This window comes from Deltaproteobacteria bacterium GWC2_65_14, assembly GCA_001797615.1.
Lineage (GTDB): Bacteria > Desulfobacterota > Deferrimicrobia > Deferrimicrobiales > Deferrimicrobiaceae > GWC2-65-14.
On the sequence record MGPV01000017.1, the window covers coordinates 1 to 21,576 of the forward strand.

22 protein-coding genes are annotated in these 21,576 nt (G+C 61.8%); 6 read left to right on the forward strand and 16 right to left on the reverse strand.

Going from position 1 to position 21,576, the window contains the following annotated elements; translation table 11 throughout:
• Positions 1–712 (reverse strand): glutamate racemase (locus A2X88_03975; protein ID OGP35061.1); only part of this gene is annotated, 712 nt, incomplete at its 3' end.
• Positions 713–794: 82 nt separating this feature from the next.
• Between A2X88_03975 and A2X88_03980 the strand changes: the two genes are divergently transcribed.
• Positions 795–1,079 (forward strand): hypothetical protein, encoded by a 285-nt coding sequence (locus tag A2X88_03980; GenBank protein ID OGP35062.1) that lies wholly within the window; start codon positions 795–797, stop codon positions 1,077–1,079.
• 1 nt (position 1,080) lies between these two features.
• Positions 1,081–2,055: a 2-hydroxyglutaryl-CoA dehydratase gene (locus A2X88_03985; GenBank protein ID OGP35063.1), complete on the forward strand. Its 975-nt coding sequence runs from the start codon at positions 1,081–1,083 to the stop codon at positions 2,053–2,055.
• Between the two features lie 416 nt (positions 2,056–2,471).
• On the opposite strand, the gene A2X88_03990 is transcribed toward A2X88_03985, so the two are convergent.
• From A2X88_03990 to A2X88_04025, 8 genes are all read right to left on the reverse strand, one after another.
• A complete protein-coding gene (locus A2X88_03990) occupies positions 2,472–3,902 on the reverse strand; it encodes a glutamate synthase (NADPH), homotetrameric (protein OGP35064.1) in 1,431 nt (476 codons plus the stop codon).
• Entirely contained in the window at positions 3,902–4,879 is a 978-nt protein-coding gene (locus tag A2X88_03995; GenBank protein OGP35065.1) for a ferredoxin-NADP reductase, read from the reverse strand. Before A2X88_03995 ends, A2X88_03990 begins: the two co-directional genes overlap by 1 nt.
• A gap of 47 nt (positions 4,880–4,926) precedes the next feature.
• Positions 4,927–5,511: a ribosome biogenesis GTP-binding protein YsxC gene (locus A2X88_04000; protein OGP35161.1), complete on the reverse strand. Its 585-nt coding sequence runs from the start codon at positions 5,509–5,511 to the stop codon at positions 4,927–4,929.
• Positions 5,512–5,522: 11 nt separating this feature from the next.
• Positions 5,523–6,128: a hypothetical protein gene (locus tag A2X88_04005; protein OGP35066.1), complete on the reverse strand. Its 606-nt coding sequence runs from the start codon at positions 6,126–6,128 to the stop codon at positions 5,523–5,525.
• A 9-nt stretch (positions 6,129–6,137) separates the two neighbouring features.
• Positions 6,138–7,202: a hypothetical protein gene (locus A2X88_04010; protein ID OGP35067.1), complete on the reverse strand. Its 1,065-nt coding sequence runs from the start codon at positions 7,200–7,202 to the stop codon at positions 6,138–6,140.
• Between the two features lie 137 nt (positions 7,203–7,339).
• Positions 7,340–8,248 carry a hypothetical protein gene (locus tag A2X88_04015; GenBank protein ID OGP35068.1) on the reverse strand — a complete coding sequence of 303 codons (909 nt, stop codon included), beginning with the start codon at positions 8,246–8,248 and terminating at the stop codon, positions 7,340–7,342.
• Between the two features lie 525 nt (positions 8,249–8,773).
• Positions 8,774–9,124 carry a hypothetical protein gene (locus A2X88_04020; protein OGP35069.1) on the reverse strand — a complete coding sequence of 117 codons (351 nt, stop codon included), beginning with the start codon at positions 9,122–9,124 and terminating at the stop codon, positions 8,774–8,776.
• A gap of 6 nt (positions 9,125–9,130) precedes the next feature.
• Positions 9,131–10,021, reverse strand: a complete 891-nt coding sequence (locus A2X88_04025) for a hypothetical protein (protein ID OGP35162.1) — start codon at positions 10,019–10,021, stop codon at positions 9,131–9,133.
• Positions 10,022–10,323: 302 nt separating this feature from the next.
• Here A2X88_04025 and A2X88_04030 point away from each other — a divergent pair, with 302 nt between their 5' ends.
• Positions 10,324–11,037, forward strand: coding sequence for a hypothetical protein (locus tag A2X88_04030; protein OGP35070.1), 714 nt, complete (start codon positions 10,324–10,326; stop codon positions 11,035–11,037).
• Positions 11,038–11,061: 24 nt separating this feature from the next.
• Here the strand turns inward: A2X88_04030 and A2X88_04035 are convergent, their stop codons facing one another.
• The gene (locus A2X88_04035; protein ID OGP35071.1) at positions 11,062–11,481 is read right to left on the reverse strand and encodes a ferritin; all 420 of its coding nucleotides are present in this window, start codon (positions 11,479–11,481) and stop codon (positions 11,062–11,064) included.
• Positions 11,482–11,772: 291 nt separating this feature from the next.
• Here A2X88_04035 and A2X88_04040 point away from each other — a divergent pair, with 291 nt between their 5' ends.
• From A2X88_04040 to A2X88_04050, 3 genes are all read left to right on the forward strand, one after another.
• Positions 11,773–12,063 carry a hypothetical protein gene (locus A2X88_04040; protein OGP35163.1) on the forward strand — a complete coding sequence of 97 codons (291 nt, stop codon included), beginning with the start codon at positions 11,773–11,775 and terminating at the stop codon, positions 12,061–12,063.
• Positions 12,064–12,160: 97 nt separating this feature from the next.
• Positions 12,161–13,168, forward strand: a complete 1,008-nt coding sequence (locus A2X88_04045; protein OGP35072.1) for a hypothetical protein — start codon at positions 12,161–12,163, stop codon at positions 13,166–13,168.
• A 27-nt stretch (positions 13,169–13,195) separates the two neighbouring features.
• Positions 13,196–14,026 (forward strand): hypothetical protein, encoded by an 831-nt coding sequence (locus tag A2X88_04050; GenBank protein ID OGP35073.1) that lies wholly within the window; start codon positions 13,196–13,198, stop codon positions 14,024–14,026.
• A 29-nt stretch (positions 14,027–14,055) separates the two neighbouring features.
• Here A2X88_04050 and A2X88_04055 read toward each other — a convergent pair whose 3' ends face one another.
• The 6 genes from A2X88_04055 to A2X88_04080 form a co-directional block, all read right to left on the reverse strand.
• The gene (locus A2X88_04055; GenBank protein OGP35074.1) at positions 14,056–14,739 is read right to left on the reverse strand and encodes a hypothetical protein; all 684 of its coding nucleotides are present in this window, start codon (positions 14,737–14,739) and stop codon (positions 14,056–14,058) included.
• Positions 14,740–14,770: 31 nt separating this feature from the next.
• Complete coding sequence (locus tag A2X88_04060) at positions 14,771–15,859, reverse strand: hypothetical protein (protein OGP35075.1); 1,089 nt, start codon at positions 15,857–15,859, stop codon at positions 14,771–14,773.
• A 125-nt stretch (positions 15,860–15,984) separates the two neighbouring features.
• The gene (locus tag A2X88_04065; GenBank protein OGP35076.1) at positions 15,985–17,880 is read right to left on the reverse strand and encodes an asparagine synthase (glutamine-hydrolyzing); all 1,896 of its coding nucleotides are present in this window, start codon (positions 17,878–17,880) and stop codon (positions 15,985–15,987) included.
• Positions 17,880–18,995 (reverse strand): hypothetical protein, encoded by a 1,116-nt coding sequence (locus tag A2X88_04070; GenBank protein ID OGP35077.1) that lies wholly within the window; start codon positions 18,993–18,995, stop codon positions 17,880–17,882. Before A2X88_04070 ends, A2X88_04065 begins: the two co-directional genes overlap by 1 nt.
• Before the next feature lie 27 nt (positions 18,996–19,022).
• Positions 19,023–20,534, reverse strand: a complete 1,512-nt coding sequence (locus A2X88_04075; GenBank protein OGP35078.1) for a hypothetical protein — start codon at positions 20,532–20,534, stop codon at positions 19,023–19,025.
• A 2-nt stretch (positions 20,535–20,536) separates the two neighbouring features.
• Positions 20,537–21,574 carry a hypothetical protein gene (locus tag A2X88_04080; protein OGP35079.1) on the reverse strand — a complete coding sequence of 346 codons (1,038 nt, stop codon included), beginning with the start codon at positions 21,572–21,574 and terminating at the stop codon, positions 20,537–20,539.
• Positions 21,575–21,576 lie beyond the last annotated feature (2 nt).

Genomic DNA, 21,576 nt, shown 5'->3' on the forward strand with positions numbered 1-21,576 from the left:
TGACCAGGAAGGAGAGCTCCCCTCTTCCTGCTTCCCTTCGCGCATCCCCCTCCGACAGGAGGATATCCACCACGTGGGCCGCCTCTTCCCCGGAATCGATCAGGACCACCCCCTCCCCCAGGAACTGCCGGATCGTGTCCTTGAGGACCGGGTAGTGGGTGCAGCCGAGGATCAGCGCGTCCGGCGGCTCCTCCCGGAAGGGGCCCAGATATTCCGCAACCACCGCGCGGGCGACCGGGTGGCTCCCCCATCCCTCCTCCGCCAGCGACACGAGGAGGGGACAGGGCCTGCAGACGACACGGGCGGACGGGAGGGCGGCATGAAGCGCCTGCTCGTACGCCCCCGAGCGGATCGTCCCGGCGGTCCCGATGACCCCGACGCACCCGTTCCTCGGAAGGGAGGCCGCCTTCCGGACGCACGGGTCCACCATCCCCACCACCGGGATCTTGTAGATCTTCCGGAGCACGGGCAGGGAGAGGGAGGAGGCGGTGTTGCAGGCCACCACGAGCATCTTGATGTCGAACCGGGTGATCAGGCAATTCGCGATCTCGATGGAATACCGCGTCACCGTCTCGGCCGATTTCGCGCCGTAGGGCACCCTCGCCGTGTCGCCGAGGTACACATACCGCTCCCCGGGCAACGTGCGGACCAGCTCCCGGAGAACCGTCAGTCCCCCAACCCCGGAGTCGAACACGCCGATCGGCCGATCCATCCGTTCTCCCGCCCCCCTTTGAATTTTTCACCATAAGACGCTATTGTATCCTTGTCAACAAAGGGACGGAACGGGAGGATCCGTGAAGGAAATCTTCGACTTTCTGGTGGACGCCCGGGTCACGGAGCTGGTCACCGACCCGAAGGTCCTGTTCGGCTGCGCGGTTCTTTTTGTCGTCGCGGTGCTCATGCGGTGGAAGCTCGTCCTCCTCTCCATGTTCGGGGTCGGTGCCGTCCTTGCCGTGGCACGCTATTCCGGCCTGTCGGAGGGGCGCACCATGATGGACACGAACATCCTGGTGTTCTCCGTGGGGACCCTCCTGGTCGGTGTCGTCCTGATCTACTTCCTCTTCATCCAGGGAGACTGACATCCGGCCGGTCGGCTTCACCACCACCATCCCCGTCGAAGTCCTCTACGCCGGCGGCCGCACCCCGGTGGATCTGAACAACCGGTTCATCGCCGACCCGGATCCCGCCGCATACGTTCGCGCCGCGGAGGCCGACGGCTTTCCCAGGAACTGCTGCGGATGGATCAAGGGGATCTACGGCGTGGCGCGCCGCCAGGGGCTCCGCGACGTCGTCGCGGTCACCCGCGGGGATTGCAGCTTCACCCAGGCGCTCATGGAGGTGCTGCAGTACCGGGGCGTCCGGGTCACCCCCTTCGCCTTCCCGTACGACCGGGACCCGAGCGCCCTTTCCCTCGAGATCCGGAAGATGGCCGACCGGTACGGCACGACCCTTCCGGATGCGGAGCGTTGGAAGACGAGGCTCGACGGCGTCCGCCGGGTCGTCCACGAGATCGACCGGACCACCTGGGAAGAGCGCAAGGTGAGCGGGGAGGAGAACCACCTCTGGCTGGTCGGCTGCTCCGACTTCGAAGGGGACCCGGAGGCCTACGGAAGGCGCGCCGCGGAGTTCCTCGAGTCGGCCCGCTTACGCCCGCCCCGGCACGACCTGCTCCCGATCGCCTTCGTGGGCGTTCCCCCCATCACGTCGGGGCTGCACTCCGCCTTCGAGGAGGCGGGGGCGCGGGTCGTGCTGAACGAGGTCTCCCGGCAGTTCGCCATGCCGTACCGGTCGGAGGATCTGACCGACCAGTACCTCCGCTACACCTACCCCTACTCGTTCTTCGACCGCCTGGCGGACATCCGGGAGGAGACCGCGCTGCGAAAAGTCCGGGGGATCGTCCACTACGTCCAGTCGTTCTGCTTCCGGCAGATCGAGGACATCCTGCTGCGGGAGGAGATCGGGCTGCCGGTCCTCACCCTCGAGGGGGACGAGCCCGGGCCGCTCGACGGCAGGACCCGGATCCGGATCCAGGCCTTCCTCGAGATGCTCCGCTAACCCGGGGCGACCGTCATCGGGAACCCTCGCTCGCGGAGGGAATCCCCTCGGCTACGCTCGCGATCTTCGCCCGCTCGCTGCCGTTCCGCTCGCCGGAGCCGGCACCCTGTGGTGGGGACACTCCTCTCCCGCATCCCGAGGAAACCAGGAATGTCCCCGCCGCCTCGTGGACTCCCCCCGCATCGCTGCGGGTCCCCGGCGTCGGGTGGCGCAGTTCCCGCGCCCTCGGGACGAGGCGCATACCGGGCGGAGCCAGCCGAAGGAGGGGGGATGAGCGGAGATCAAAGGATTGATCCGCGGGTGAAGGGCGGGCGAAGCGAAGCCCCCCTTCGAGGCGGCGGAGCCAGCGCCGTGCGCCCTCATGAAGGGGCGCACCGATGCGGCGTTACTTCGTAAGGAACGGCCCTTTCCCGGGGTCACCAGGCGCCGGTCTTGAGGTACTCGTGCATGGCGGCGGCCGCCTTGCGGCCCGCCCCCATCGCGAGGATCACGGTCGCGGCGCCGATCACGATGTCGCCGCCGGCGAAGACCCCCTTCTTGCTGGTCTTCCCGGTCTCCTGGTCGGCGAGGATGTTTCCCCACTTGTTCGTGTCGAGCCCGGGTGTGGTCGACGGGACGAGCGGGTTCGCGCCGTTCCCGATCGACATGATCACGGTATCGACCGCCAGGCGGAACTCCGAGCCCTTGACCGGCACCGGGCGGCGGCGGCCGGAGGCGTCGGGCTCCCCCAGTTCCATCTTCTGGCATTCGATCTCGGTCACCCAGGCCTCCTCGTTCCCGTGGAAGCAGATCGGATTCGTGAGGAGGTGGAACTCGATCCCCTCCTCTTCGGCGTGGTGGATCTCCTCGATCCGGGCCGGCATCTCCTTCTTGGAGCGGCGGTAGACCAGGTAGACCTTCTCCGCACCCATCCGCATGGCGGTCCGTGCGGCGTCCATCGCGACGTTCCCGCCTCCCACCACTGCCACGTGGCGCCCCCGGAACACCGGCGTGTCGACCTCCGGGAAGAGGTAGGCCTTCATCAGGTTCGCGCGGGTGAGGTATTCGTTCGCCGAGTAGATCCCGATCAGGTTCTCCCCCGGGATGTTCATGAAATAGGGAAGCCCCGCCCCTGTCCCGATGAAAACGGTGTCGAACCCCTCCTCGGCAAGCAGCTCGTCGATCGTGACCGTCTTTCCCACGACCACGTTGCACTCGAGCTTGGCGCCGAGCGAGACGATGTAGTCCACCTCGGACTGCACGATATCCTTCGGCAGGCGGAACTCGGGGATGCCGTACATCAGCACCCCGCCCGGCTTGTGCAGCGCCTCGAAGATGGTGACGTCGTGCCCGATCTGCACGAGGTCTCCCGCCACCGTCAGGCCGGCGGGGCCGGACCCCACGACGGCCACCCGCTTCCCGGTCGGAGGGGCGACCTTCGGGACCACCACGTTCCCCGTGACCCGCTCGAAGTCGGCGACGAACCGTTCCAGGCGGCCGATCGCCACCGGCTCCCCCTTCTTCCCGATGACGCAGGGCATCTCGCACTGGTCCTCCTGGGGGCAGACGCGGCCGCAGACCGCGGGAAGGGTGTTGTCCTCCTTGATTTTCCGGGCCGCTTCGATGAACTTCCCCTGACGGACGAGGTCGATGAACTCGGGGATCTTGATGTCCACCGGGCACCCCTTCACGCAGGCCGGGTTCTTGCACTGGATGCAGCGGGTCGCCTCGAGGATCGCCAGGTCCGGGGTGAGTCCGTACGGGACCTCCCGGAAGTTCTTCCTCCGGACCTCCGGCGGCTGCTCCGGCATCGGCTGCCGCGGGATGCTGAAAGGCTTGGGACGGGGTTTCGGCTTCGCGTCGGCCATCAGTTAGCGCCTCCCGTGGTCACTTTCTCAGCTCCCGGTGCGGGGAGGGTCTTCGCCGCGTCCTTCCCGCCCATGCACTTGCCGTCCTTGTGCTCGTACCGGTCCATCGCCTCCTTCTCCTCGCGGAGGTAGGCGCGGTTTCTCATGGTCAGCTCCTTGTAGTCCACCTCGTGCCCGTCGAACTCCGGGCCGTCCACGCAGACGAACTTCGTCGTGCCGCCCACGGTGACCCGGCAGGCCCCGCACATCCCGGTCGCGTCGACCATGATCGGGTTGAGGCTGACCACCGTCCTGATCCGCGGGGGACGCGTCACCTCGGAGACCGCCCGCATCATGGGAACCGGCCCGATCGCGATGCAGAGGTCGATCTTCTCCCCCGCGTCGATCAGCTCCTGCAGCGCGGTGGTCACGAACCCCTTCTTCGCGTACGATCCGTCGTCCGTGGTGATGATGCAGGTATCGCTGATCGCCTTCATCTCCTCCTCGAGGATGAGCAGCTCCTTCGTCCTGGCCCCCACGATCGAGATCAGCCGGTTTCCCGCCTGCTTGATCGCCGTGGCGATGGGGAGGAGGGGGGCGGTTCCGATCCCGCCGCCGATCCCCACGACGGTGCCGAAATTCTCGATGTGGGTGGGAAGTCCCAGCGGCCCGACGACATCGAGGATGGTGTCGCCCGCCTTCGCGGCGGAGAGTTCCGCCGTGGATTTCCCGACGACCTGGTAGATGATGGTGACCGTTCCCGCGGAAGGGTCGGAATCCACGATGGTCAGGGGGATCCGCTCGCCGTTTTCGTCTTTCCGGATCACGAGAAACTGGCCCGCCTTGCGCTTCCTCGCCAGCCGGGGGGCCTGGATTCTCTGGAGGGTCACGTTTTTGGCGATCTCTTTGCTTTCCACGATGGGAAACAAGATGTACCCTCCGAGCCCGCTGTCGCAACGGCAGGCTGTCGAGATGAATTGGCCTTCCCGGAAGGACATTTAGCCGGTTTAAAACTTGGAGAGGATATCCTTTCCGGTCGGGAAAATCAAGTGGAAAACACGGACCGGATATCTCTCCACAGCAGGTCGATCCCCGCCCGGGTCTTCGCCGAGACGAGCACCGGCGGCCCTCCCCGTGCAAGCCACTCCTCCCCCGCAAATCGCGGCACCAGGTGGGCGGCCTCCCGCGGCTTCACCTTGTCGGCCTTCATCCCCACCCACTTGTACGGGACACCGTGCGAGCGGAGGAATTCCGCGAGCATCTCCTCTTCTTCCTCCGGCCCCCTTCGGATATCCACCAGGATGTAGACCTTCTTCAGCAGACGGCAGGAGGAGAAGTAGCCCTCCATCAGCGTCTTCCAGCTCTCCCGCTCCCCGCGGGACACGCGGGCATAGCCGTAGCCGGGAAGGTCGGCGAAGGCGAAGCGTCCCTCGATCTCGAAGAAGGCGATCCCCCGGGTCCTCCCCGGGGTCTTCCCTGTCCTCGCGAGGCGGGAGTGCCCCACGAGCGCGTTCAGGAGAGAGGATTTTCCCACGTTGGACCGGCCGGCGAAGGCAACCTGCGGAAGCGTGACGGTCGGCCAGCCTTCGCCCGTGGGATCGAAAAGAAGAAACCGGGGAGGTCCCGCCACAGCCGGTCCCTTCACTTTCGGAGGACGGTCTGGAGGACCTTGTCGAGTTCCTCCTCCCGGACCCTGCCCGCCCGGCTAAAAACGATCCTGCCCTCCCCGTCGAGGATGTAGAGGGTGGGGATCTCCGTCACCCGGTAGGAGTCCGCGACCCGGAACCCCTGGGTTTCGTCCACCTCGTCGAGCAGGACCCGGAACGTGTACCCTTCCTGCTTCACGGACCCCGCGACCGTTTTGCCGAGAGGCTGCCCGTCGAGCGACACGCAGGCCACTTCCAGCCCCCGTCCCCCGTACCTCTCCCGGATTCTCTGCACGACCGGCAGCACGGCCCGGCACGGGTCGCAGAAGACGGAAAAAAACATCAGCAGGAGAGGGTTCCGGCTCCCTTCCCCGCCGTAGGAGAATTCCTCCCCCACCGCGGCCGGCAGGCGAAACGCCGGGGCAAGAGCCCCCGTGCCCAGAAGTCCGCCCGTTTCCCCGGAAGCTACAGGCGGGCCGGGGAGAGAGGCCGGGCTTTCCCGGACCACCGCCGCTCCCGCCAGCAGGGCCAGAACCACGCCGCACGCGAGGGAAAAGATCCCCGCAGCGGAGGGGAGAACCTTTCGGATCCAGCGCCTCATCGGAACCGGCTAGACCTCCCCGAGCACCTTCTCGTTCACCGTGATCTTCGCCTTTTTCTTCAGCTCCTCGATGTAGGCGGTTATCGCGGCCTTGCTTTTCTCGTTCTGGAGAAAGCCGCGGAGCTGCTCCTTGACCGTCTTCAGGGGGACCTTCTTGCCGTCGCGGACGAACATCTCCGAGTGCTCGTTGTAGGCGGCCTGGATCTCCTTGTCCGTGACCGTGGCCTCATCCTTCACGATCCGCGCCGCCAGGAGCTCGATGAGGATCGACCGGTCGATGTCCCGCCGGGCGGTCTTGTGCCACTCGGACCCCTCGACCCCCTGCTTTTTCGCATATGCGGCCAGCGCCTTCCCCGTGGTCTCCCGGTTCACCAGACGGACGACCACCATGGGGTTGCGGGCGATGTCCTGCCCGCCGTGCATCCCCCCTCCCATGGTCTGCAGGACGATCTTGACGTCCCCGTACGTCACGTTGTCCGTGCCTGCGGTCGCCAGGACCGCGGTGTCCGGCACCTTCTCCCCCTTGGTGATCCGGTCCACGGTCTCCTGGACGATCCTGGGGGGGAATTCCTTGTTGGCTGCCGCGATGAGGTCCTCCTCCACCTTCCGGGCCTGCCGGTCGGAAACCGCGCGCCCCGCGCGGACATCCACCCGCTCCTTCGAGAGGGTATTGTCGGCCGCCATCATCTTTTTCGCCTCGGCCTGGATCTCCTCCTTCGAGGCCTTCGCCCTCGAAGCGAAATCCTTCCGGAAGAGCGCCGTGATCAAGGCGCTCTTCTCGCTCGATTTGACGATGTCCCGGAACTCGTCCGTGTTGTCCAGGCCGGCCGCCCGCGCTTCCTGCTCGAGGAGGCGTTCGGCGATCAGCCGGTCCAGGGCCTCCTTCTTTTTTCCCGCCGGGACCCCCACAGCCGGGGTCATCCCCCCGCGCACCCCGAGGAACTCCCGGAGCTCGCCCACCTGGATCGCATCGCCGTTCACCTGGGCCACGGTTTTGTTCCTTCCTTCCGTCCTGGAGCAGCCGAGCATGCCGAACACGGCAACGGCGGCAAGCAGTCCGACAGCCCGGAACACAGATCGCTTCACGTTTGTTCTCCTCTTTATGGATAGTGTGGGAAATCGCACGGCTACGGAGCCGATTAGATCACATGCGAGTGTCGGGAGACAACCACGGAACGCCGGGCCCGGGCCGCCGGCTCTTCCCCCGGGGCCTACCCCTGTCCCTCCTGGATCCGCCTCGGGCTTTCCCCCTTCTTCTTCTCGTCACGCAAGGGGGCGGGGGAGTCGAACGACCCGGACGCGAGATGGGACAGGCCCCGGCAGCCCCCGAAGGAACCGATGGACGCAGTGCACGACTCGCTGTCGACGGAGACCTCGCGGATCGCCTCGACGATCCGCTGCCGCGCCGGGGAGCGCCAGATCTTCTCGAAGGGGGTCTCGAGGAGGTTCCCCAGACGGATGGGGAGGGAGTCGCAGGGATAGACGTTGCCGTCCCAGTCCACGTAGACAAGCCGCGAGGCCGCCTGGCAGCCGGAAAAGTCGACCCGGTTTCCCGCCTCCTTGGGGAAAAGGTCCCGCAGCATGCGGCAAAGGAAGAAATCGTGCACGACGAGACGCTTCCCCTTCATGGACGGGCGGGAGGCCGAGATTCTCTCCGAGACCTCGCGGATCTGCTGGGGACGGGGAATCGGGATGTGCCCCTTTGCTGCGAGGGCGCGGACGGCATTGACGTTGGGAAGGTGCAGTTCCACGGCTTTGCTTTTCGCGAAATCCTCGAGAACCTCCGGCAGCAGGAGTATGGTCTCCTCTTCCGGCGTAAACGATACCGCTCGCGCTTCCTTGGGGATGCAGTGGGAAAACCTCTTGCTCCCCTCGAAGGCCCAGAGGAAGGTTATGGGATACCCCCAGCGGGCGGCTGCGGTGGCCTTGGCGGTAAGCCCCACCGTCGCCTCGATCTTCGGGTGGCACTTGTGGATCTCGGTGAACACGGCCGAGAGCTCCGAGATCCCCCGGTCGCCCTCGACCCGCAGTTCCACGAACTCCGGCGCGATCTCCCGGATCTGCCGCGCGATCCGCTTCGGCCGCCCGAGCCGGCCGTTAAAGTCGACGTCCCAGCGCACATGCGTCGGCAAGGAAAATTCCAACGATTCCCCCGGTCTTAAATGAATAGTTTTCGCATTATATCCCGGAACCCGGCGTCCCCGAATCCGAGCCGACGAATTTCCTTTTCCCGTCGCCGGCGGAACATAACCTTTGACGCATGGAGAAAGCCTCCCTCCTAGGGGATGCATGTCGTGCAGAAAGGGAGAATGCTCGCCGATTTTGCTCTATCGATCAGATCCGTTGGCACCTTGTTGCCCGCCAACCTGCCCGGATGGTGTATATCCCTCCACCGTTGAAAATACGATATTCCGAAGGACCGACACGGTAGCCGTCGCAAAAGGATAGGCTCCCCCTTCGCTCTTTGCCTGTTCCGCCTACCTGGCGCACGGGTACACCGGACTTGAAGATGTACTACTCGGGGATGAGCCCTATGCGGAGAGAGATACGCTCCGCCTTTTTCGCCGGGGGCGGGGCCGCCTTATCGGGCCTTCCGGAACAGCCGGGCACCAGCGCAAGCAGGACCAGCAGGATGGACAGTCTTCTCAAGAAGGCTTCCATCGCGGGCCCCGGGGCTCTCCCGGCGTCTCGAGAATGACCCATCCCTTTTCCCCGAGGTCGCGCAGGAACTCCTCCACGTCCTCCTCCATGGTCTCCGGATCGGCGTCGAACAGCGCGGCCACCTCCCCTGCGATTTTTTCCAGGGTGTTCACACTGTTGATCCGCGTCCAGATCTCCGCGCCGACGAGATTCAGCTGGTGCAGCGTTCCCCCGTCCATGAGGGTGAGGACTCCCAGGTCCTCGTACGCTTCTCCCTTGCTCGCCCGGTCCCGCGCCAGTTCCCGCATCCCCTCTTCCAGCCTCCAGACGACCCCGGGGTTCCGCTTCGGCCGCATCTTCCCCTATGCCTCCACGATGCGGATTCCGGAGGGGTTCATCACGCCCAGGCCCGCCTCACCGGCCTTCCGGATGTGGTCCACCTCGCGGGCCCCGAGGCCGAAAATGCTCTGCGCCGCAACAGCATCCGCGGCGACCACATCGCCCGACGCGATGATCTTGCCCACGCTCTTCACGTCCTCCAGGTTCCCTCCCGAGGGGCCGTTGCGGACCAGCACCCGGGTCCCGTCGATCACCGTCAGCTGTGTGGGCAGCCTCCGGTTCAAGTCCACAAGGCACTCGGACAGCCGGAAGTGGATCCGGCCCCGGTTACCGCCCATCACCCCCATCATGTTCTTCAGCCCCAGGGTGATGGTCGCCAGGGTGTGGTGCTTGGCCACCGGGACGTTGAGGATCTTGTCGGCTTCCAGGGCGTCCCGGTACAGGTCCCATTCCCGGAGTTCGAGGGCCTGCGGGATCTCGGTGCGCACGAATTTCCGGTCCTCCACGTGGTAGACGCGCAGGGAGTCGCCGGCATGGTTCCGCTTTCCGAATTCCTCGAGCGCCCGCTGGATTCCGCTGCTTGCGTAGCAGCGCCGCGGTTCGTTGCAGGTGCGGTCGAACACGCGCACCTCCTTCGCTCCGGCCGACAGGCAGAGTTCGGCGAGGGCGACGACCACGCCCGGGTCCGTATTGGCCGCCTGCTCCGGGGTCCGGTCCCACCCGATGTTCGGCTTGAGGACGACCACGTCTCCCCGGGAGACGAACGCCCCGATCCCGCCGAGGGAGGCCAGCGCCCTTCGGACGTTGTCCGCGGGGTCGCGACCCGACGCCAGCGCCACCCGGACGCCCTCCTCCGCAGCCCAGGCTTCACGAAACAGAGGCGGGAACTCGGCCCGCGACAACCCGGAGCGGATCCAGTCAGCTCCCGCCCCGCCGACAGCCAGGGCTCCGGCCGCCGTGCCGGCGGACTTCAGGAACTGCCTTCGGCTCATCCCGCAGCGGTGCATCGGCCCCCCGTTCCACACACACTCAAATTTGATATGCTACCATCTTTCCCGGGTTTCGCGTAGAAAAGCATACAGTATACCGGATGGTTCGTAGAGTCCTCCTCCCCGTGAGCCCGGGAGAGGTGCGCGGCAAAGCAGTTCCCGGATGCCTGCAACATCTCGGGAAGAGGGAGGAATCCTTGACTACAGCGGAGGGGCCCGGCCGGGGGATGCCGCAGGGCGGGAACTCCCCGCGCGTGCTCGTCGCGATCCCGGCCTACCAGGAGGAGCGGTCGATCGGGCAGGTCGTCTCCGCCCTCCGCGCGAGATACCCCTACGACGTCCTGGTGGTAAACGACGGCTCGCAGGACGGGACATCCGCCGTGGCCAGAGCAGCCGGGGCGATCGTGCTGGACCTCCCCTGCAACCTCGGGATCGGGGGGGCGGTGCAGACGGCGTTCCTGTACGCCCGGGACCGGGGGTACGATATCGTCGTCCGCATCGATGCGGACGGTCAGCACGAGATCGAGGACATCCCCCGGGTTCTCGAACCGCTCCTCGAGGGACGTGCCGACGCCGCGATCGGCTCGCGGTTCCTCGGGGATTCGGGATACCAGGGATCCATCCCTCGGATCCTGGGCATCCAGCACTTCCGCTGGCTCGTCAACCTGCTGACCGGATACAGGGTCACCGACCCGACCTCCGGGTTTTCCGCCGTGAACCTCCGCCTGATCGAGTTCTTCTCGAAGAACTACCCTTCCGACTACCCGGAGGTGGACACCTTCATCCTGATGCACCGGCTGAAGGCAAAAGCCGTCGAGGTCCCGGTACGGATGTACGCGCGGGGAGAGGGGAAATCCTCGATCACCACGTTCCGGGCCCTGTATTACATGATCAAGGTGACCCTCTCGTTTCTCATCACCCGGATTCGAAAGTTCGAGTAACCGGGCCGATCCCCCCGGGGGAGATTACATCCCTTCCAGCATCCCCTCGAAGTCGTTCAGGTGCCCTTCCTCGTCGGAGAGGATCTTCTCGAACATCCGTTTCGTGACGTAGTCCTCCTCCTTCGCGGCGAGGGCGATGATCTTCCGGTAGAGCTGGATGGCGTCCTTTTCGGCGGCCACGTTCAGGGAGAGCATCTTCTTCGTGGTCTCACCGATGGTGATGGTGGTCGGCTTGGTGGTCGGGATCCCGCCCAGCATGTTCAGCCGCTCGGCGATCTCCTCGGCATGCTTCATCTCGGTGATCGCGATCTGCTTGAAGATCGGCCTGGCCACCTCGCCGGCGATCCCCACCGCCTGGACATGCTGCCACATGTACTGGACGGAGACCTGGATCTCCCGCGCGATGGCGTCGTTCAACATCTCCCTGAGGGTCTCTTTCGCCATGGTGCTCCTCCTGAATGGTTGTCGTTGCAGAGGCACAGTATACCGCCAAAAACCACGCGATTCCCGGAAATCCTTTCCCCGGCCGCCCCCTCGAATTCCGGAGATCGAAGGTCCAGCCCGACCCCATGCGCGGTCCGGAGGAAAACCCTCCGGGATTCCCGTTCGATCGGTGTATCCTATGCAAAACAGGATTTTCGCATCGCGCATCCGCCGCGCGTGGAGGGTCGATTGAGCCGGATCACCGTTCTCTCCGTTTTCGCGTCCGTTCTCCTTCTCCTCTATATCCTGGAGATGGTCCGCAGGCGAAAACTCCGGGAGGAATACTCCATCCTGTGGCTGACAGGCGGCGTGGTCCTGCTGATTTTCTCGCTGCGAAGGGATTGGCTGGAATGGGCCTCGAACGCGGCGGGAATATTCTATCCCCCTTCCTTCCTGTTTCTCATCGGTATGCTGTTCATCCTGCTCATCCTGATCCACTTCTCGATCACGATCTCCAAACTCCACCAGATGAACAAGAAGATGGCGCAGGAACTGGCACTGCTGAAACACAAGGAGAACTCCGGAGAGAAAGGAACCCCGTAATCGGTTTGTCCCGACGATCCGATCATCCCTCGATGGCGAACGCATTCATACATCCTATTGCTCGTTTCAAGGGTTATGGTTTTCCCGGAGCACTCGGATGAAACGTCGTCTGGTATCCCTCCTCGTTTGCCCGCAATGCAAACACGGACTGGACATCCTGGTCGACTCCGAGGAAAACGAAGAGATCAGCGAGGGGAGCCTCTCCTGCCCAACGTGCCATGCGACATTTCCCATCCGGAGGGGAGTCCCCCGCTTCGTGGAAATGGACCGATATGTGGACACCTTCAGCTTCGAATGGAGGAAGTTTCACGACGTCCAGATCGACATTCTCAATGCCACCGACGAGTCCGAAAAGACGTTCCTGGGCAAAACCGGATGGAGGCCAGATGATTTACAAGGGAAACTGGTCCTCGACATCGGAGTCGGCGCCGGGCGGTTCGCGGAGGTCGTTTCCCGCTGGGGCGGCGAGGTCATCGGAATCGATTTGAGCTTCGCGGTGGACACAGCATTTGAGAACATCGGTGGCAGGGAAAACGTGCACATTGTTCAAGCGGACCTGTTTCATCTCCCGTTCGCGGCGTCCCGTTTTGAGGCGATGTATTCCATCGGCGTCCTCCACCATACCCCCGACACCAGAAAGGCCTTCGAAAGTGTGATTCCCTTGCTGAAAACGGGGGGGGAATTCGCCGTGTTCGTCTACGCCTACGGCCACTACTCCTATTTCAGCGATATCTGGAGACGAATCACGACCAAGGTTCCTTACAGGCTCCTGTACTACCTTACGGCCCTTTCCGTTCCGCTTTATTACCTCTATGAGATCCCCTTGCTCGGACTGGGCTTCCGTTTCGTTTTCCCGATGAGCCGGCACCCGAATCCGCGATGGAGATGGCTGGACACCTTCGACTGGTACACCCCGAAATTTCAACACAAGCATACCTGGCCGGAAGTTTATCAATGGTATCGGGAGAATGGATTTGTCGATATTGAATTGAACCAGGAAACAAGGGAATTTTCATTGCTTCATATCAACGTGACGGGGAAAAGGTCTTACCATGGCAACGTTCCGCTCCGCGATCGAGAGCACGGTCTATCCTCCTCCTTTTAGCCGCAGGAGTCTTTCAAGGACGCGCGGTTGAAGGAACCAACCGAAGAAATTCGAAACGGTCCCCGTTTCGAATTCGGAGAGAACTGGCGCAAATTCCTCCGATGGTTCAGCGAGGAACGGCTGGCACAAGCAGAAACCTCCTTGAAGAACGCATTGGAGGTGCAATCCCTCGAAGGGATCTCCTTCCTCGATATCGGCTCCGGAAGCGGGTTGATCAGTCTTGCCGCCCGACGCTTGGGCGCCGAAGTCCATTCCCTGGACCTGGACCCCCAATCCGTTGCGTGCACGAAGGAACTGAAGCGTCGATATTTTCCGGGCGACCCCCGGTGGGTAACGGAGGAGGGGAACATCCTGGACATCCTCTACGTCCGCCACCTTGGCACATTCGATATCGTCTATTCCTGGGGAGTCTTGCATCACACGGGAGACCTGTGGAGAGCGATGGAGTACGTTCACGCGCTCGTATCGGACCGGGGGCGTCTATATATAGCCATCTACAACGACCAAGGCCCCCCCAGTGCTCGCTGGAAAACAGTCAAGCAAGCCTACAACCGCCTACCGAAGCGTTTCCGTTTCCTGATCCTATGGCCGTCCTTCCTCTACATGTGGTTTCCTGTCATGCTGCTCGACCTCCTTCGCGGAACTCCCTTCCGGACGTGGAGAAACTACAGCAACGCCAACCGGGGCATGTCCCCCTGGAGCGACGTGGTGGACTGGGTCGGGGGGTATCCTTTCGAAGTGGCCAAACCTGAGGAGATTTTCGAATTCTATAAACGAAAGGGATATGTTCTGAACCATATGGTCACGAGGCTATCCGGGTGCAACGAGTTCGTCTTTACGAAAAGCAAGACCAGGTGACGGGAATCGATGGTTCCAGCAGGGGGACGCTATTTCTGGGCAATGAAAACCAGGAAGGGAGCGGCAAGCGGCGATCCGATCCTTCCGAGCAGATAATGCAGGGAGCACTTCAACCGGTTGAACAGGATCCCTTTATGGTCCGGAAATACGTGAGTGTTCAGCCGGATGTTTCGAAACCCCGCATCCTGAAGAAGGGCTTCCATCTTCGGTTTGTCGAACGACTGGCGATGCCCGTACCGATGATGCTTCGCTCCGCAACCCGGACATACGACCAGGCCTTCGAACAGGACTTCCCGGTAGGGAACGGTCCCGACCAGGGAACCGCCCTTTCGCAGAACCCTCCTGATCTCAGATATTCCCGTTGGCGCCTTTTCCTCGGATAAGTGTTCGATTACCTCCGAGCAAAACACGACCTCGAAATCGTTATCCGGGAATGGATTGGCTTCCAGGAGCCCGATCCGCCCGTCGATCCCTTTGGCGATCACCCGTTCGATTGCCACCTCGCTCGGGTCCAGGGAACAGGTTTCCCATCCCTGGCGGCTGCACCTTTCCTCAAGCCAGCCGTTGCCGACCCCGATATTCAGGACACGGATCCTTCTTCTGAGGGCAAGGCGGCTTGCTTTGCGGAACAGAAACTCCAGTCGGTATTCGGACCCGGAAAATATCTCGATGCCTTCCCGTTGGAAATAGTCCCAGATCTTCTTCTGATCCATCGGCCTTTCCCCGTCTTCAGGCTGTCATCAATCAAGGCCTTCTTTGTGAAGCAGGGCCCGGGTCGGCTTGAACCAAGCAATTTTGGTACAGGCGAAGATACCTGCTCACCCTCGATTCAAGGCTATATTTCTCTCGGATCGTATCGAGCGCCGTGACGGATAGCCGATCCCGCAGATCTTTTTCCGTGAGCATCTTGTCCATCCCTTCCCGGAGGCTCTCCCACCTCCCCGGTTCGACCAGCCATGCGTATCCTTGTTCTCCAACCACATCGACCACACCCCCGATCCGGGTCGCCACCGCGGGCAATCTGCAGGCCATGGCTTCAAGCATCGAGTTGGGCATCCCTTCCTGCACCGATGGAAGGACAAACAGGTCCGCGGCACGCAGGTATCGCGGGACATCCCCCACCCTTCCGGCAAAGCGGACGGTATCCGTGATCCCGAGATCTTCCGCCATTTCCGTGAGAGATCCTTGAAGGGGACCATCCCCCAGAAGCAGGAGGCGTGCATCCGGATGTTCCGTGGTGAGTCCTTTCCATGCCTTCAATAGATACTCCACCCCCTTTCTCGGCACCAGCCGTCCGGAATAGAGGACCAGCAATTTCCCCCGATATCCAAGGGCTTCCTTGAGGTGATCCTTGTCGCCAGGTCCCGGAGGGTAGAAGATGGAGGTGTCGATGAAATTGTCGATCCGATGGATGCGCTCCGGTGCGACGCCATCCGCTCTCAACCCTTGCCGAATCTCTTCGCTGATGGAAACGAATGCATCTGCCCGGCGCAGCAGTCGTGCAAGAAGGGTCCCGAGGAACCAGTATCTCCCGGAAAGAGAACCCGCCTCGGTTCCCAGGTTGGCTGCGGCGACCTTCGCCACCACCTTTTTCTCCATCCATATCAGGAAGGGAAGAGCCATAATCAATGGGAGGCTCGCCCCATGAAAGTGGACGATGTCGTACCGTTTCCGGCGTCGGACCAGCGTACGCAGGCAACCCAGGGAAAAGACAAGGGAGATCAGGACATTCTTCAAGCTGATCTCTTCCAGGATGTGCCACTGTGGAAAAAGGGACGGAACGCGAATTACCTCCACGTCCGGCGAAAATGAGACCCCGTCGTCCACCTCCATCTTCCTCGCGATGACGAAAAGTTCTACTCCCGCTTTTCGCAACCGTTCCGTCAATAACTGAGCCTGGCGGCCCAATCCTCCGAGGTTGGGATGATACAGGGGGGATACGACGCACACCCGGAGGGTCATCGGTCTGTGAACCTTCGATGCCAGAGTTCCAGCATCAGAAGGTTGTAGATCTGGTATTGCCAATTCCATTTCCCCTGAACGTGCTCGTCGAGGATTCTGCGAAGCTGCCCCTCCCGGAAATACCCACGTTCGATCGCCCGTTCCGACAGTATCAGGTCATACGCCTTTTGCTTCAATTCGCCGCGGAACCAGCGGTCCAGCGGAACTCCAAACCCCATTTTGGGCCGTTGGAGCATCCCCGGGGGGAGGAACCGCCCGAACACCTTCTTCAATATATGCTTCGTTTCCAGTCGCCGGATCTTCATGTCGGCAGGCAGCCTCGCGGCAAATTCCATCATCTCATGGTCGAGAAGAGGAGACCTCATTTCCAGCGAGTTTGCCATGGACGTGATGTCCACCTTGGGAAGGAGTGTGTCGGCCAGGTAGGTATGGATGTCTGAATACAAGATGGTGTCGAGGAGGTTGTCCGCATCCGTCTCGCGAAACCGTTCGAGGACCAGTTCTTCCGTGTCCGCATCCGCAACCCTTTCCGCAAACGCCCGGGTGTAGAGAAGTTCCTTCGTCTCCCTGTCGAAATGCCCGAAGAAACGGAGGTTCCGTATGGCGGGAGGGAGGGAGAGCGTCTGAAACAGACGTTTCGCGACCCACAGGGGACTTTTCGAGCTGGAGGTCCCCGGAGCGGGAAGCCAGCTGGCGATCCTTCCCGTTACCCGGGAAGGCAGCCGATCGGCTCCGCGGAGAAGCAGGTTGAGTTTGTGGCGGTGATACCCTGCGAAGCTCTCATCCCCGCCGTCTCCGCAAAGTGCGACCTTCACATATTCCCGGGCTATCCTGGTGATGAAATACAAAGGAAGGGCCGCCGGGTCGGCAAAAGGTTCCCCGAAATGTTCCACGAGCACCGGGAGAACGTCCGTCATGTTCGGCCTGAGGATGAATTCCTTGTGATCCGTCCGGTACCTTTCGGAAACCGCTCTTGCGTACCCCAGTTCGTCGTATTCCTTCTCCTCGAAACCGACGGAAAAGGTACGGACCGGATCTTCGCCCGATGCGATGGACATCAAGGCCACGACACCGCTGGAGTCCACGCCGCCGGAAAGGAGGGCTCCGAGAGGAACGTCGCTGACAAGACGCACTCGAACGGCATCGCGGATCTTTTCGACCAGACGGTCCTCCAGATCCGCCCTTTGTTCCGGGGAACGCGAGGGGAATTTTGGGGTATAGGACAGCTGCCAGTACCGCCGGATTTCCACGTTGCCGTCCCGAACCATCATCCAGTGCGCAGGCGGAAGCTTCCGGATGGCACGGAAAGCCGAAAACGGGTTGGGAACGCTCTGGAAGGTGAGGTAGTGGTGGATCGCCACAGGATCCACGTCCGTTGGAATCTCCGGGTCGGCTGCGAGGGGACGGACCTCGGAAGAGAACGACAGGAACTCGTTCCGGTGGCTATAGTAGAGAGGTTTTTTTCCCACGCGATCCCGTGCCAGGAAAAGGCCCCGGGTTTTTTCGTCCCAGATCGCGAAGGCGAACATCCCCCGGAGACGATCCACGCAACCGGCCCCGAGTTCCTCGTACAGATGCAGGACCACCTCGGTATCCGTGCGCGAGCGGAAGCGATGGCCCTTTGCCTCCAACCCCAGCCTCAGTTCCATGAAGTTGTAGATCTCCCCGTTGAAGACGATCCAGAGGGATCCATCTTCATTGGTCATCGGCTGGTGCCCGAGCGGCGAGAGATCAATGATGCTCAGACGGGCGTGCCCAAGACATGTCCCCCCTTTTTGATAGACCCCATGATCGTCCGGCCCCCGGTGGCGCAACGCGGTGCACGCCTGCTCCGCCTCCAACACGTCGGCATGGCGCCCATCGAACCGTACCTTCCCGTAAATCCCGCACATCAGGTTATCGCCTCTTCGATGAGGGATTCGAACCGGCGCATGATCCTTGGAACGTCGAACTCCCGGACACGTTCCCTCCCCGCGAGACCGATCTTTTTCCGGAGCTTTTCATCACTCAGCAGTCTATCGATGGCGCCTGCCAGTGCCCGTGAATCCTCCACCGGGACCAGCAAACCGTCCACCCCGTCGGTGATGATCTCTTCCGGACCGGTCGGGCAGCGCGTGGAAACGCAGGGAATTCCCAGCGTCATCGCTTCCACCAGCGCATTGGGAAACCCCTCGAAGCGGGAAGACAGCGCGAACACTGCGGCCCTGGCGAGAGAGGGATAGGGATTGGTCTGAAACCCTGTGAACACGACGCGATCCGTCACGCCAAGTTTCAGGGAAAGTGCCTGTAACCTGTCTTGGTCCTCCCCTTCACCGATCAGCACCAGTCTGAACGGAAAACGTGAGAACGTCATAGAACGGATCAACAGATCGAACCCTTTCTGAGGGGTGAGTCTTCCCATCCCGATGACAAGAGGCATGGTGCTTTCTTCCGCAATCACCGGTTTCGCCTCCCGGGCCCGCGCCTCGATCCTGTCGATATCCACGGGATTGGGGATGGCCACGACCTTTCGGGGGGGAATGCCAAAACGGTCGACCAACTGCTTCCCCATCCATACGCTGTTCGGCACGATCCTGTCGGCGGACGAATACAGGAGAAAGATACCCGCACGCCGCAGCATATCCTCGAGGTATCCTTCGCGCGCTCCATCGATCGATACCCTCTCGGAAACAACCAGCCGACACCGAACGCGGGAGAGAAAACGGGCCACGATCGCAACCAGATTGACAAACCACAGAAAACTGAACAACATGTCGGGATTTTCTTTCCGGATCAGTTTTGCGAATCGATAGATCCACACGAACCTGCCGCCGGATCCGTAACGGTCCAGATCGAAAACCTGGACGTCCTGCGGCAGCTCGGAAAGAAAAACCCCCTTTTTCTGGAAGACTACGAGGAAGGGGTGGAATCTGGCCCGGTCGAGCGAGTGCAGGATCCGGACGACGACCCTCTCTGTCCCTCCTCCCGCGAGGTAATGCAGGACGAAAAACACCTTCTTCCGTTCCATCCCGGCCTCAAACCTGCACTGGCATGTCTATCGACCGGTTTTCGAGGGAGAAAAGGGGAATTGAACCATCCCGCGAATCTCCCGAATATACCGATTCGGAATGGAAAAGACGACGGCCACATAGGTCAGTACGAACGCGCCTCCCCTCAAGAGGATCCCTTCCCAGCTGTCAGGCGGCAGGGGAATCCATCGGCATACCAGGACGGCGACGATGGTGCCGGAAACCATATTCCCGAGCATGCGGGCAGGTTGCCGGAACATGATTTTGATGCCCAGGCTGCGCAGCGATAGCAACCCGACAACGGAAACAGTCCAGCCTGAAATCGCGGTTGCAAGAGCGATTCCCGCAACCCCCATCTCTGCCTGGAATACAAAAAGATAGTTGAGCGTCGCATTGAGAGCCACGGAAATCAATCCGATCCACATCACGGGGCGCAGCTTGCGGTATATCTGGAATACCCGGTAGCAGACAGGCCAGAAGAAGAGGGGGAACACTCCCAGGATATAGAATTTCAACGAAGCAGCGGTCAATTCGGTCGCGCGGGCCGTGAACGCGCCGCGCTGGAACAGCACCGCAATGATCTCTTTCCCGTAGAAAAGAGTGAACGTCATGACGGGAAAGGAAACCAGGAGGATCCCGGACAGGATATGCGTCAGGAGCACCCCACGATCGGAATTTTCCGAAAGGGGTGTAATAAAGACATTTTCGATATTGAGAACCATCGGGATGATGCTGGCTACGATGAACCCGTAGGACAGGGCCGAAATCGCGCCCGGCTCGAGATAGGATGCGAAAAACCGGTCAATGAGCAGGAGGGCATACCCGATCATGTAGATCGGCGCAAGTTTCACGATCTGCTGACGAATCTCTCCGGTTTCCCGCTCGGGCCGCAACTCCTGGAAACGGCAATACGTTCTCCCCTTCCAGACGAGAAAAAGAAATCCCGCCATGTATGCCGCCGATAACGTCGCGGGAACCGCAAGTTCGTGCCCATGGTACAGGACGATACCGATCAATGCCGTAACCTGGATGAGAAAATCCGCCCAATAGTACAACCGGTAATTTCGCAGCGACCGGAAAAACGATCCGAGGCAGTGATAGGGAAGATATACGAGCGCATAGGGAATGAGAAAATAGAGATTGTGGTTGATGAACTTTTTCGAGGCGATCGGAAACCCGGGAACGATCACGGACGAAAACGGAGACGCCAGAAGCATCAGCAGCGTAAGACCGATTGTCATCCTCACTGTCATGGAAAACAGGGATCCGGAAATCTGGCGGAACGATTCCATTCCTCCCTGTTCCCGTGCCCTCACCAGGTAAGGAATGCCGACGGAATCGAAAATTTCGCCAAACGTGATGATGAAGATGGAGACGATCGACACCGCCACGTAGAAGGCGTCCAGTTCGACCGTAAGACCGATATAGGCCGTAATGACGATATGCCGCAGGTAAACCGTTGCCTTCGAGAGGCTATTCAGCAGGGCGGCGGACAGCACCCCCTCGATGGCAGTCTGCGGACGCGTGTGGGCCGACAACGTCACTCCTTGAGGGCCGCTTCCCTTGTGTCCAGGGCGAACCGGCGAAGAAGACCGCGAAATTCGATGTCGGAGATCTTCCGACTGGTCTTCATCTTCCGACGCTCCCGAAGCACCCGGGGGAATCCGGTTATGGCCGCCGCCTCGGCTTTCCATATCGTCAGGAAGAGCCGCACGAGAGAGAACTCCCTGGCGAATCTCCCCGATGCCCCCCGGCCGGAGATCGCTCCGGCCAGGTGCATCCCGTAACGATACCCCGTGAAGAAAGGCGATAAAAGGATTTCCCTCAGGGGGAAATTCTTGATGAGGATCCAGTTCCTGTTCCGTTCCACCAGAAATGCCTTCCGGGGGGAATAGGTTCCCGTCGTCGCGGAATATTTGTGGTACACGACGGCGTCCGGTACGTAGTAGCATTCCCACCCCGCCCAGCGGGCCCGCAGACCCAGGTCCACGTCCTCCCCGTAGGCAAAAAAGGTCTCGTCCAGGAGACCGATCTGATCGAGCATCTCCCTCTTGTAGACCCCGGCGCAGCCGCTCGGCCAGGCTGCCTCCCCCTCCTCGTCGAAGCGCCCGTCGTCCTTCTCCAGCCGGTGACGCCCGCGTGCCAGACCGTCCGGGTAGATCAGGTGTCCGGTGTTGTCAATCTCGTCGCGGCGGTAGTAGTTGAGGATCTTGGGAGTGAACATCCCCGCCTCGGGGTGGCGTCCGATCGCGCCGGCCAGTGCGGACAGCCAGCCCGGTTCGACCGCCGTGTCGTTGTTCAGGAGGACGATCCACCTTCCCCCGGCGGCCCGGATTCCCGCATTGTTTCCCCCGGCGAACCCCAGGTTCGAGGGAAGGGGTATGATCCGGATCCGATCGCCCCACCCTTCGCGCAGGAAATCGATCGAATCGTCCGTCGAGCCGTTGTCCACCACGAACACCTCGAAGTCCCGGAAGCCCTGGGACAGGACGGAGTCGAGGCATTCCTCGAGCAGGTGCCGCCCGTTCCAATTCAGAATGATGATCGAGAAGAAGGGAGAAGAACGGCAGAAATCCATCA

Coding starts and splice junctions, on each gene's coding strand:
- A2X88_03990 (OGP35064.1), bottom strand. CDS start 3,902: ATGGCCGACGCGAAGCCGAAACCCCGTCCCAAGCCTTTCAGCATCCCG.
- A2X88_03995 (OGP35065.1), bottom strand. CDS start 4,879: ATGTCCTTCCGGGAAGGCCAATTCATCTCGACAGCCTGCCGTTGCGAC.
- A2X88_04005 (OGP35066.1), bottom strand. CDS start 6,128: ATGAGGCGCTGGATCCGAAAGGTTCTCCCCTCCGCTGCGGGGATCTTT.
- A2X88_04020 (OGP35069.1), bottom strand. CDS start 9,124: ATGCGGCCGAAGCGGAACCCCGGGGTCGTCTGGAGGCTGGAAGAGGGG.
- A2X88_04030 (OGP35070.1), top strand. CDS start 10,324: ATGCCGCAGGGCGGGAACTCCCCGCGCGTGCTCGTCGCGATCCCGGCC.
- A2X88_04035 (OGP35071.1), bottom strand. CDS start 11,481: ATGGCGAAAGAGACCCTCAGGGAGATGTTGAACGACGCCATCGCGCGG.
- A2X88_04040 (OGP35163.1), top strand. CDS start 11,773: ATGGTCCGCAGGCGAAAACTCCGGGAGGAATACTCCATCCTGTGGCTG.
- A2X88_04045 (OGP35072.1), top strand. CDS start 12,161: ATGAAACGTCGTCTGGTATCCCTCCTCGTTTGCCCGCAATGCAAACAC.
- A2X88_04055 (OGP35074.1), bottom strand. CDS start 14,739: ATGGATCAGAAGAAGATCTGGGACTATTTCCAACGGGAAGGCATCGAG.
- A2X88_04060 (OGP35075.1), bottom strand. CDS start 15,859: ATGGAGGTGGACGACGGGGTCTCATTTTCGCCGGACGTGGAGGTAATT.
- A2X88_04065 (OGP35076.1), bottom strand. CDS start 17,880: ATGTGCGGGATTTACGGGAAGGTACGGTTCGATGGGCGCCATGCCGAC.
- A2X88_04070 (OGP35077.1), bottom strand. CDS start 18,995: ATGGAACGGAAGAAGGTGTTTTTCGTCCTGCATTACCTCGCGGGAGGA.
- A2X88_04080 (OGP35079.1), bottom strand. CDS start 21,574: ATGGATTTCTGCCGTTCTTCTCCCTTCTTCTCGATCATCATTCTGAAT.